This is a genomic window from Prevotella sp. P6B1 (genome assembly GCF_000702825.1).
In the GTDB taxonomy this organism is placed as follows: Bacteria; Bacteroidota; Bacteroidia; order Bacteroidales; family Bacteroidaceae; genus Prevotella.
The window spans coordinates 694,918-707,582 of sequence record NZ_JNKF01000010.1 but is presented as its reverse complement, the minus strand read 5'-3'; the positions used below and the strand labels follow the sequence as shown (position 1 = coordinate 707,582).

The 12,665-nt window shown below is 50.2% G+C and carries 6 protein-coding genes; all 6 read left to right on the top strand.

Features of this window, described 5'->3' with window-relative positions:
* Nucleotides 1-161: 161 nt before the first annotated feature.
* The 6 genes from T495_RS0103735 to T495_RS0103710 all read left to right on the top strand — a co-directional run bounded on the left by T495_RS0103735 (nt 162) and on the right by T495_RS0103710 (nt 12,660).
* Complete coding sequence (locus tag T495_RS0103735) at nt 162-3,209, top strand: TonB-dependent receptor (protein ID WP_033147613.1); 3,048 nt, start codon at nt 162-164, stop codon at nt 3,207-3,209.
* A 47-nt stretch (nt 3,210-3,256) separates the two neighbouring features.
* On the top strand, nt 3,257-4,822 hold the full coding sequence (locus T495_RS0103730; RefSeq protein ID WP_028902945.1) for a RagB/SusD family nutrient uptake outer membrane protein: 1,566 nt from the start codon (nt 3,257-3,259) through the stop codon (nt 4,820-4,822).
* 42 nt (nt 4,823-4,864) lie between these two features.
* Nucleotides 4,865-5,779, top strand: coding sequence for a hypothetical protein (locus T495_RS0103725; protein WP_155993424.1), 915 nt, complete (start codon nt 4,865-4,867; stop codon nt 5,777-5,779).
* Nucleotides 5,780-5,784: 5 nt separating this feature from the next.
* Nucleotides 5,785-6,990: an esterase gene (locus T495_RS0103720; RefSeq protein ID WP_033147611.1), complete on the top strand. Its 1,206-nt coding sequence runs from the start codon at nt 5,785-5,787 to the stop codon at nt 6,988-6,990.
* Between the two features lie 3 nt (nt 6,991-6,993).
* Nucleotides 6,994-9,354, top strand: a complete 2,361-nt coding sequence (locus tag T495_RS0103715) for a beta-glucosidase (protein WP_033147610.1) — start codon at nt 6,994-6,996, stop codon at nt 9,352-9,354.
* A 231-nt stretch (nt 9,355-9,585) separates the two neighbouring features.
* On the top strand, nt 9,586-12,660 hold the full coding sequence (locus T495_RS0103710; protein WP_028902941.1) for a TonB-dependent receptor: 3,075 nt from the start codon (nt 9,586-9,588) through the stop codon (nt 12,658-12,660).
* The last annotated feature ends 5 nt before the right edge of the window (nt 12,661-12,665 follow it).

Genomic DNA, 12,665 nt, shown 5'->3' with positions numbered 1-12,665 from the left:
ACTTTTAAACAAATTGGACAACAGCTACAGCGATTTGAACAAGCGGGAAAAACGAAAAACAGAATAAAAAAACATCATTTAAGAATTCACTATATCTTTGCAGCCGAAATTTAGAACCAAAGTATATTTCTAACAATTAACTCAAAACAATTACAATCTCAATGAAAAAGAGCAGTATTTTATTGATGTTGATGGCATTATTTATGTCTGTGACATCTTTCGCCCAAGGACTTAAGGGCACTGTGATCGACGAAAACGGAGAACCAGTCATCGGTGCTACCGTTGCCGAAAAGAGTCATCCAAAGAACGCAACCATCACCGATTTCGATGGTAACTTCGTAGTCAACGTCAAGCCCGGTCAGGTAATCACCGTCACCTACATCGGCTACGAGACATTCGAAGGAGTTGCCAAGAACGGCATGACCATCCGTATGAAACCCGACAACAAGGTTCTCGACGAAGTTGTTGTCGTAGGTTACGGCGTACAGAAGAAAAGTTCTGTAACAGGTGCCATCTCACAGGTAAAACCTGAGGATATGGAGAACCGCACCATTGCCAACGCACAACAGGCTTTGCAGGGTAAGACCTCTGGTGTGCAGATTATCCAGTCGAGTGCAGCCCCTGGTTCTTCACCAACCATACGCGTACGCGGTTATTCCTCTAATTCAAGCTCAGAACCACTGTTCGTTGTCGATGGTGTGCGTCTGGGTGATATCAGCGGTATCGACCCAAGCACCATCGCATCAATGGAAATCCTGAAGGATGCTGCCTCTGCCGCTATCTACGGTGCCGAGGCTGGTAACGGTGTAGTACTTATCACCACTAAGAAAGGTAAGCCCGGACAGGGAAAGATCTCTTACGATTTCATGTTTACCGACGAGAGTCTGGCTCGCATCCCAAAGATGCTGAACTCTGAGCAGTATATCCAGTACATGGACGAAGGTAACATCTTTACAAAAGATTACCTGCTTAAGAACTGGGACGGTGTGACCAATACAGCCTGGACCGATGTTGCTTTCAATCACGGTCACATGCAGAAGCACGCCCTTTCATTCACTGGTGGTAACGAACGTGGCAACTACTACCTCTCGCTCGCATACCTTAATAATAATGGTATTGTTAAGGGCGACGCTGATGTGTACAAACGCCTCACAGCTACCATTAACTCTGAATATAAGATTAAGGACTGGTTGAAGGTAGGAACCACCAACCAGATTGAGAAATACGATGTACGCTCTGTATCTTCAAACAACGAGTACGGATCACTGCTCACATCCATCCTGATGCTTGATCCTCTTACTCCCGACACCTACACCGCCGAGAACCTGCCTTACCAGATGGTAAACGCCCAGGCCAACGGCAAGCAGCTGCTGCAGGACGAGAACGGTAACTACTATGCCGTGTCGAAGTTCTATGCCGGCGAGCAGTATCACCCAATGATTATGCGTGACAACGGTCTGTCAAAGAATCAGGGATTCAATATCAACGGTTCTATCTATGGTGACTTCACACCTGCAAAGGGACTCACCATCACTTCTCGTTTCGGTTATCGCCTGGCTGGTACACGTAGCAGCAGCACCAGTCTGCCATTCTATGGCAACGGAGTACAGAGCCGCGATTTCCTCGACTTCAGCGCAGGTTCTTCTACCTCTATCTACTATCAGTGGGAGAACTTTGCAAACTATATGAAGACCTTTGGCGGACACACCGTTACAGCCATGGTTGGTATGTCGTTCCAGAAGTCAACAAGCAATAATGTAAATGGCTCACTGACTGCCAATGGCGAAGATGCCCTGAAGAAGAACGACCCACTGTTCTACTATCTGAACTATGCCAACGCATCGGCTACCAAGGGCGTAAGCGGTGAGACTAACGAGAGCACCAAATACTCATACTTCGGCCGTCTCTCTTACGACTTCATGGGCCGTTACCTGCTGCAGGCTTCGCTGCGTGCTGATGCTGCCGACCTGTCGAAGCTCTCTAAGAAAACCCGTTGGGGTTACTTCCCTGCTGTATCAGTAGGTTGGACTCTGAGCGAGGAGAAATTCTTTGCACCTCTCAAGAGCTGGTTCGACAGTCTGAAGTTCCGTGCCAGCTGGGGTCAGAATGGTAGTCTCTCTGCATTGGGCGGCTATAGCTACAGCACCGACATGGCACTGGGCGGACTCTATCCTTTCTCTTCAGGCATCAACTACACACAGGCCGCAGCCCCATCAACCATGGGTAACGACGATCTGAAGTGGGAGACCTCTGAGCAGCTGAACTTCGGTTTCGATGGCATTCTGCTGGGTGGTCGCATGACCTTCGGGGTCGACTACTTCATTAAGAAGACCAAGGACCTGCTGGTATGGGGTACCACACCTTCACTCATCATCGGCGGCAGCACTTCACCTATGAATGCCGGTAACGTAGAGAACAAGGGTTTCGAGTTTGAACTTGGCTGGCGCGACCACATCGGCGATTTCAACTACAGCATCCGTGGTAACCTCTCTACCCTGAGCAATAAGGTAACATACATCGATCCATCTATCACGCGTTTGAGCGGTAGCAACTTCCATACTTACACCATTACCTATTTCGAGAAGGGCTATCCTGTTTACTACTTCCGTGGCTATAAGTTTGCCGGTATCGACAGTGAAACCGGAAATCCTTTGTTCGAGGATCTGGATGACGACGGCAAAGTATCTGACGGCGACCTGACCTGCATTGGTGACGCCATCCCCGACTTCACCTATGGTATCACCCTCACAGCTGCCTATAAGGGCATCGACCTGACTGTATTCGGAACAGGTTCATACGGCAATCAGATTTTCAACTGTATCAACCGTCCTGACTACGCAGCTTCAAACCGTCTGAAAGAAGTGTTCTACGATAACCGTTGGACTGCTGAGAACAAGAACGGTACAGTGCCTCGCGCAGGTGCTAACGATATGGACAAGTACGCTTGCTCAAGCGCCATGGTTTACGATGGCAGCTTCTTCAAGATCAAGCAGATTCAGCTGGGATACACACTGCCCAAGAGCCTGATCAATAAGGTCTTCCTGAGCCACGCCCGTATCTATGCTTCACTCGACGACTTCTTCACCTTCTCAAAGTATCCAGGCTTCGATCCTGAGGCTGCTACCAACGCTACCTCGGGTATGGGTATCGACAAGGGCGGCTATCCTACCTCGAAGAAAGTTGTACTTGGTTTAAACATCGAATTCTAAAGAAAGGGTAAAAAAGTAAAAAGGTAAAAAAGTAAAAGAATACAATTATGAAAAAGAATCTATTATATATCGCCATGTTGGCCATTTCATCGCTCAGCTTCAGCAGCTGCGACAGCGAGCTCGACATTGCCAAGCACGGCAACCTGGGAAGCATGGAAGACTTCTACACCAACGACGAAAACACCATGCAGGCCACCTCTTCACTCTATCTGCAGATGCGCGGCCTTCACTACAACTGGTTTATGACCAAGAACTGTCTGTCGGACGATGTCTGGACTGGTGGCGGTTCTCGCGGCGACAATGCCGAAATGGAGAAACTCAACGAGTACACCTTCGGCACCGACCACGGCATGATCCAGAGTCTTTATTCGGGACTCTATGGCGTCATCTACAAAGCGAATCTGATTATCGACAAGGTACAGGGTGACACACCTATTATGAAGCGTGCCGTCAACGAGGCCAAGGTGTTCCGTGCATGGGCTTCGTTCGAGCTGGTAACGCTCTTTGGCACAGCACCTGTTGTAGACCATCTGCTGAAACCTGGCGAGTATCGCTTAGGCAACAGCGCCCCTGCTGATATGTGGGCACTCATCGAGAGTGATCTGAACGATGCCATCAACAGTGGTACCCTGCCCTCAAAGAGCGACGTGAACGATGCCGAGGGTGGTATCCGTATCACCAAAGAGACTGCTCAGGCATTCTTAGGCAAGGCTTATCTCTTTGAAGGTAAGAACAGTGAGGCTGCTGCCATGCTCGACAATGTGATTAACTCTGGCAAATATGCCCTCTATCAGGGTGAGTACGATGCTCAGTTCCATGCTGCAGCCAACAACAACTGCGAATCGGTATTCGAACTGCAGAAGCGTAATGATAGCGAGCAGATGTGGAACCAGTTCGACATGGGTCTGCTGATGCAGGGTTGGCGTACCGACAAGGTGAACTACAGCGGTCAGGCTGCAGCGGTGATTGCTCAGGGAACTTATGGCTTTATGAACCCACGCAAGTCGCTCTACGATGCCTTCGTGGCATGGGAGGGTGCCAATGGCTACCGTCTCAACAAGACCATGATGACCTATGACCAGCTGAAAGCCTTTGGCGTTACTATCCAGACAGGTGCCTTGGTATATGGTTGCGAGGGATACTTTATGTGGAAAAACCAATCGTTGAAGGAAGACTGCGTTGTTGACCAGTCGTTCTTCCAGGGTGTTCAGTTCACCAACCTGAAGATTATGCGCTATGCTGAGGTTCTGCTGTTGGCTGCCGAGGCTCATCTGCAGGCTGGCAACACCAGCAAGGCACTCGATTATATCAATCAGATCCGTACTCGCGCCAAGGAGACTCCTCTGACAAGCGTTTCACTGGATGATATCAAAACCGAGAAGCGTCTGGAGCTCTGCAATGAGAGCGTACGCTTCCAGGATCTGGTTCGCTGGGGCGATGCAGAGACAGCACTTGGTCAGCAGGGTAAGGAAGTGCCCGCCTTCGGCACCGAGGGTACACAGTGGCCTTACAATAACCAGAACTACGGTTTCAAGAGCAAGCACAAGCTTCTACCTATCCCTCTGAAGGAGATTGAACTCAATCCTAACATGACTCAGAATGCAGAATGGTAATAAAGAGAATTAAGAGTTAAGAATTAAGAATTACGAGTAATTATGAAAAAGTTTAGATATATCATAATGTTGCTGGCCGTTATCGGCTTCACAGCTTGCGACAGCGACTCTATCGAAGATCTGCAGGGCGAATTCAACAACATCACCTTCTGCACCTTCAATAACGGCAGCGTACAGCCTACCACCAAATTGGGCAAGGGCGTAAAAGCGCTGAACACACAGTTTACCGATGCCGAAGGCAACACTCTGTCGCTCAGCTTCGGTAGCAAGGAGTGGATTCTGGGCGAGGGCTCATTCTCACCAGTAACCACAGTTAGCAATGCCGGCACATACGCAGGATCCATCAATGGCGCTGCTATCAACGAGGGTAACATAGACGTCAGCTTTGTTGACGGAACCTACTTCATCAGCGGACTGGTTAAGACCGCCGACGGTAAGCAGTATAAGCCATACTACAAGGGCGAACTGACCTTCATCGTAGGCGAGGACGATCCAGAGCCAAGCGGCTACACCATGAGCATCGTGGAGAGTGCTGTCAGCGTATTCGACTGGACTACCTTTACCCAGACCGATTATCCCGATGTAACCAAGTACACCATCACCGTATTAGATCCTAACGGTCAGCAGGTGGCTATGTTCGATGCCATCAATGGCAATGGCAAGCAGGCTGCTGCACTGGCTGGCACCTACACCATCGTTAGCGATGCCCACGACGCCATGCAGATTAGCGCTGGTTACTCACTGCCTGACTACGGTATGGCTGGCGGTTCAAGCTATGTAGACGCAGCTGGCAAGACACAGTATCTCACTGGTGGTACCGTTGAGATTACCACAGCCCAGAGCGGCGAGGGCGAAACCCTATACACATTCAAGGGCACAAGCCTCGAAACCATCGATGCCGCCGGCACTACCGGTAGCGGTGCATTTAATTTGATGTTTATCTCTTTAGCTGAATAACAGATATGAAAAAACTAATGCTTATTGCTGCCCTCTGCCTGTCAGGCATGGCAGCACAAGCTCAGCAGAATCTGAGCTGGGGGCAGGGCCCACAGGTGGCCTCACCCGACGTACATGCCGACAACAGTGTAACATTCAACCTGATTGCCCCCGAGGCAAAGAAGGTGCAGATTACCGGCGACATGCTGCCTACTAAAAAGGTAGAGTTCGCAGGCAATACCTATGACGCTCCTGGTGTGGTAGATCTGGTTAAGAACGACAAGGGCGTGTGGAGCTATACTACAGAGCCTCTTAAGCCCGAGCTCTACACCTACAACATGATTGTTGATGGTGTAAAGATCATCGACCCACTGAATGTGTACAACATTCGCGACATCAACAACCTGTTCAGCGTACTGCTTATCGGTGGCAACCAGCGCACCGATCTGTACAAGGTTAACAAGGTGGCACACGGCACCGTAAGCAAGGTATGGTATGAGAGTCCTACAGTCGGACTTACACGTCGCCTCACAGTTTACACTCCTGCTGGCTACGAGACCAGCGGCAAGGAGTATCCTGTACTCTACCTGTTGCACGGTATCGGTGGCGATGAGAACGCCTGGAGTGAGCTGGGACGTGCTGCCCAGATTCTCGACAACCTGATTGCACAGGGCAAGGCAGAGCCTATGCTGGTAGTGATGACCAACGGCAATATCTCACAGGAGGCCTGCCCAGGAGAGACCAGCGAGGGCTTCAAGGTACCAACCATGATGCTGCCAAAGACCATGGAGGGTAGCTTCGAGACCGCCTTCCCCGATGTGGTGAAGTTTATCGAGAAGACCTACCGTGTGAAGAAGGATAAGGCACACCGCGCTATCGCCGGTCTGTCGATGGGTGGTTTCCACAGCCTGTTCATCTCTATCAACAATCCTGATATGTTCGGTTACGTAGGTCTGTTCTCTGCCGCTGTCGATCAGCAGCAGCCCAACGGTGGTTTCCCCAACATCTATGCCGACCGCAACAAGAAAATCGACAATCTGTTCAGCAAGAAGCCCAAGTTGTTTTGGATTGGTATCGGCAAGACCGACTTCCTGATCAAGAACAACAATGATCTGCGTGCCTATCTTGACAGCAAGAAGCACAAATACACCTATCTGGAGACCGATGGTGGTCACATCTGGCGCAACTGGCGTATCTATCTCTCAGAGTTTACTCCATTATTGTTTAAATAATCTATGAAGAAATCCGTATTATTTTTAGCAACAGCTGCATTGGTAGCTGGCTGCGCTACATCCGATAAGCAAGGGTCCAAGAACACCATCAATCAGGAAGAGGTGATGAGCAAGCTGACACTTGAAGACAAGGCCCACTTCGTCATCGGTACTGGTATGGCAGGCTTCTCGGGCAATGATGCCGTGATCGGAGCCACACGTAGTCTGGTGCCTGGTGCTGCTGGTACCACCTACCCTCTCGACTCATTAGGTATCCCAGCCGTGGTGCTGGCCGACGGTCCTGCTGGACTGCGTATCGACGCCAAGCGTGAGGGTGATTCTGCAACCTATTATTGCACCCACTTCCCTATCGGCACCCTGTTGGCCTCAACCTGGAACACTGAGCTCATCGAGCAGGTAGGTCAGGCCATCGGCGAAGAGGTGAAGGAATATGGTGCCGACGTGCTGTTGGCGCCTGCCCTCAACATCATGCGTAACCCGTTGTGCGGTCGTAACTTCGAGTACTACTCTGAGGATCCCGTTGTAGCAGGAAAGACCGCTGCTGCCTATATCACTGGTGTACAGAAGAACGATGTAGGTACCAGCATCAAGCACTTCGCTGCCAACAATCAGGAGACCAACCGCATGAACAACGATGCTCACATCTCTCAGCGTGCTCTGCGCGAAATCTATCTTAAGGGCTTCGAGATTGCCATCAAGGAGAGTCAGCCCTGGACAGTGATGACCTCTTATAACTATATCAATGGTGTTTATACCTCTGAGAGCAAGAACCTGGTAACCACTATCCTGCGCGATGAGTGGGGCTACGAGGGAACTGTGATGACCGACTGGTTTGGCGGTAAGGACGGTGCCAAGCAGATGTGGGCCGGCAATGACATGCTGCAGCCAGGTAAGGCCGAGCAGTTCGATAGTATCGTAGCTGGCGTGAAGAGCGGTAAGCTGGCCGAGGCCGACCTCGACCGCAGCGTGAAGCGTATTCTGAACCTGGTAGAGAAGAGTCCTCGTTTCCAGGGTTACAAATACAGCAACAAGCCCGACCTGGAAGCACACGCTGCCGTGACCCGTCAGAGTGCTGCCGAAGGTATGGTGCTGATGAAGAACAACCAGACCCTGCCTTTTGCCAAGAGCATCAAGAATGTCGCCCTGTATGGCAACACTTCTTACGATTTCATCGCTGGTGGTACCGGTTCGGGTAACGTGAACCACGCTTATGTGGTATCGCTGCTCGACGGTCTGAAGAACGGTGGTTACGTAGTTTCTGATGAACTGAAGAACGCCTACGCCACCTACGCTGCCGAGTGCAAGGCGAAGGTAGAAGCCGAGATTGAGGCTGCCGCCAAGAAGGATCCGAAGAATGCCATGCTGCTGCGCTTCATGCCACGTCCACTGCCCGCCGAGAAGCAGTTCAGTGCCGACGAGCTGGCCCAGCAGGCTGCAGCTTCTGATATCGCCGTCATCACACTGGGTCGTATCTCCGGTGAGTTCATGGACCGCAAGGCCGCCGACTTCAACCTGAGCGACTCTGAGCGCCAGCTGTTACAGCAGGTTTGCGAGGTTTACCATAAGGCCGGCAAGCAGGTTGTTGTACTGCTCAACATCGGTGGTGTCATTGAGACTGCCAGCTGGAAGGAACTGCCCGATGCCATCCTCTGCGCTTGGCAGGCTGGTCAGGAAGGCGGTAACAGCGTGGTCGACGTACTCAGCGGCAAGCAGTCGCCAAGTGGTAAGTTCACCATGACCTGGCCTGTTAAGTTCACCGATGCCTACAGCTCGAAGAACTTCCCCATCGATCAGGATCCTAAGATCGACATGATGAACCAGGGTCAGAAAGGCAACGTGAAGAATGTTGACTACACCGACTACGAGGAGGATATCTACGTAGGCTACCGTTACTTCGACTCGTTCGATGTACCCGTCAGCTATCCATTCGGTTTCGGTCTGAGCTACACCACATTCGAGTATAGCAATATCAAGATTGTGGAGAAGGGCGATGCTTTCGAGATCAGCGTCAAGGTTAAGAACACCGGTAAGCTGGAAGGTAAGGAGGTTGTAGAGCTCTACATCTCTGCTCCCGACAACAAGGCTGCCAACAAGCCTGTGAAGGAGTTGAAGGCCTATGCCAAGACCAAGCTGTTGGCTCCTGATGAGAGCGAGACCGTCACCATGACCGTGAAGGCCGCCGACCTTGCCTCGTTCGACGAAGCCGCCTCAGCCTGGGTAGTAGCCGCTGGCGAATACCAGTTCCTGGTTGGTGCCTCATCGCAGGACATCAAGTCAGTGCTGAAAGCCAACGTCAAGGGTCAGCAGACCAAGGTGAACAATGTGATGAAGCCCCAGACTCAGATGAACCTTCTGAAGCGATAATCCTAAATCAAGTTCTATATCTCTGCCGCCGATGCACATCCCATAGATGTCATCGGCGGTTCTATCGTATAACACCGGTCCATTTTCCGATAATGATCCTCTAAAAACGAAAAACACCCCTAAAGAAACGAATTTCACCCCCTTTTATATCAGAAAAACACCTTATCTTTGCATCATCGAAACCTATCATATCGATTCCACATTATTATTAACAACTAAAATCATTAGCAAATGGACAAACATCTACGATTGTCATTGTTTCTTGCTCTTACCGTGTCAGTAGCCTCTCCACAATGGGTGATGGCAGGTAATGGAATGACGAAAACTACTCAACAAAACGGCACCGTGAAAGGACGTGTGCTGGACGGTAATGGTGAGCCGATTATCGGTGCATCGGTTCAGGTAAAAGGAAATGAATCTACTGGTACCATTAGTAATATGGACGGTAGTTTCTCTATCAGTGGTGTTACATCTGGTACACTGATCATCAGCTACGTAGGATTCGAGACCAAAACGGTAGCCTTTACCAGTGGTCAGAATCTAACAGTTACATTAAAAGAAGATTCACAAGCTCTCAGTGAGGTGGTGGTTGTGGGATACGGTACCCAGAAGAAAGCCAACCTGACTGGTTCTGTCGCTTCGGTTAATTTCAATGATGTCGCCAACATTCCAGTGGCCAACACCTCAACCATGCTGCAAGGTCGTCTGCCTGGTGTTGTTCTGCAGACCAACGGTGCCCAGGCCGGTCATGATGATCCGGAAATCCGTGTACGTGGTGTTGGAACCTTGGGAAGTGGATCGAAAAACAACCCGATGGTGTTGATTGATGGTATTGAGAGCAGTATCTCGCAGATGTCAGCTCTTGCCGCCGAGGATATCGAGAGTGTATCGGTACTGAAAGATGCCGCATCGGCAGCCATCTATGGTGTGCGTGCTGCCAATGGTGTGATTCTGGTTACTACCAAACGTGGTGCCGACATGCGTCCTACAGTAACCTACTCGGGCAGCATCGCCCTGCAGGAGGCAACCGTACTACCCGACTTCGTTAACAGCTATGAGTGGGCCAAAATGTATAATGAGTGTCAGCCCGCCAAGGCATATACCGATGAAATGCTGCAAAAATTGAAGGACGGCAGTGATCCTGACCACTTTGCAAACACACAGTGGGCCAAGGAAATGTATCGTACAGCCGCTATGCATCAGCATCACCTGTCGGTAAGCGGTGGTGGTAAGGATATGCACTACATGCTGTCGGCACAGTATATGGATCAGGATGGTATCTTGAAGAATACCGCCAATCGCCGTTACAATTTCCGTTCGAATATCGATGCCAAGCTTGGACTGGTAAAGCTCGGATTGAATCTTTCTGGTAGCAAACAGGATATCAAGGAGCCAGTAAAAGGCTTAGGTGGCGACGGTTTGCTCCGTACGCTCACCTGGTACACCCGTCCTACCGTACCGGTTCGCTACTCAAACGGCGAATATGGCTGTGTAGATGGTAATAATGCCATCGGTGCATCAGTATTCAAGAATCCTATTTATGACCTTAACAACGGCTATAAAAAGAATGAGCACTACCGTTTCGACGGACAGATCTTTGGTGAGATTGACCTCTACAAAGGATTGAAATTCCGTACCAGTCTCAGTTACAAGTATTACAATAACAACACGACCAGTTATGATCCCCGATCAGCAGCGAAGGTCAATGCAGAGGGTACCATCCTGGCACCTGCCGGTACACAAAACACTTTGACCGATTATCAGTGGATTGAGACCAGTCTGACAAATGAGAACATACTGACTTATACCCAGAAGTTTGGTGAACACCAAATCAATGTGCTGCTGGGTCATTCTATCCAGTCGAGTCGTTGGGACACGAACACCGCTTCGCGTCAGGGATTCCCCACAGATAATATTTATGAACTGGATGGTGGTTCACAAAACGACCATGTGAGTGGTTCGGCTGAGGAAACTCGTCTGCAGTCATTCTTCGGACGCGTGAACTATAATTATGGCGATCGCTATCTGGCAGAATTCAATGTTCGTCGTGACGGCTCTTCACGTCTGCCAAGCAGCAACCGCTACGCTACCTTCCCCTCTTTCTCGGCAGCATGGATCATCTCGAACGAGTCGTTTATGCAGGATCTCAAATGGCTCTCATCATTGAAGATTCGCGGAAGCTGGGGTAAACTGGGTAATCAGGAGATTGGTAACTATGCCTACTCTGAGACCTTGTCGGCTCAGGGCAGTTACTATCTCGGTGACCAGAAATATATTGGTATGAAGACCTCAAAGATTGCCAATGAGAAGATCAAGTGGGAGACCACAACAGTCACCGACTTCGGTTTTGATGCCTCGTTCCTACAAGGACGTGTATCTTTGACCTTCGACTGGTACAATAAAGTCACCAACGACATCCTGTTGCAGTTGCCTATGCCAGGCATCTTCCTCGGTTCGTTAAGCGCACCTTATCAGAATGCCGGCAAGGTCCGTAACCGTGGTTGGGAGCTCTCAGCCAACTATCAGGACCGCAAAGGCGACTGGCAGTGGCAGGCAGGCTTCAATCTGGCCGCTGTTAGCAATAAGATCATCGACATGAACGGTCAGGAGAGCATCAGCGGCTCTACCATCAACCGTGAGGGCGAAGCCATCGGCAGCTACTATGCCTTGAAGGCCATTGGCATCTATCGCACCGAGGCCGATCTGCAGCGTAAGAATTCGGCTGGTGTCGTGATCAAGCAGAATGGTCAGGCACCTGTACTTGGCGACATCATGTACGAGGACCTGAATGATGATGGCAACATTACCGATGACGACCGTCAGATTATCGGTAATCCCTTCCCCAAACTGCAATATGCATTCACACTTGGTGCCAGCTATAAGAACTTCGACCTGACCACATTCTGGCAGGGTATCGCCGGTCTGTACCGTTTCAACTGGGATGAGACAACTATCTCAAATGGTGGTAACAAGACATCGCGCTGGCTCGACCGTTATTCACCTGATAATGTCAACGGTTCAATGCCACGTATGGGCGGAGAATTTAACAATACCTACAGCTCATTCTGGCTGACCAAGGGCGACTATCTGCGCCTGAAGAGTCTCGAACTGGGCTACACTTTCAAGGCTAATCCTCTGCTGGCCAAAGCTGGTATCCAGAGCTTACGTCTCTATCTTGCCGGCAGCAACCTGCTCACCTTCACCTCGCTCGATGATTACGATCCTGAAAAGACGGGCAGCGATACCCGTAACGACGTTCATCCTAACGTAAGAGCTTATTCATTTGGTATCAATGTTAAATTCTAACACGC

Bases quoted from the DNA above. Each gene is read 5' to 3' on its own strand.
- T495_RS0103735 (WP_033147613.1), top strand. From the start codon at position 162: ATGAAAAAGAGCAGTATTTTATTGATGTTGATGGCATTATTTATGTCT.
- T495_RS0103730 (WP_028902945.1), top strand. From the start codon at position 3,257: ATGAAAAAGAATCTATTATATATCGCCATGTTGGCCATTTCATCGCTC.
- T495_RS0103725 (WP_155993424.1), top strand. From the start codon at position 4,865: ATGAAAAAGTTTAGATATATCATAATGTTGCTGGCCGTTATCGGCTTC.
- T495_RS0103720 (WP_033147611.1), top strand. From the start codon at position 5,785: ATGAAAAAACTAATGCTTATTGCTGCCCTCTGCCTGTCAGGCATGGCA.
- T495_RS0103715 (WP_033147610.1), top strand. From the start codon at position 6,994: ATGAAGAAATCCGTATTATTTTTAGCAACAGCTGCATTGGTAGCTGGC.
- T495_RS0103710 (WP_028902941.1), top strand. From the start codon at position 9,586: ATGGACAAACATCTACGATTGTCATTGTTTCTTGCTCTTACCGTGTCA.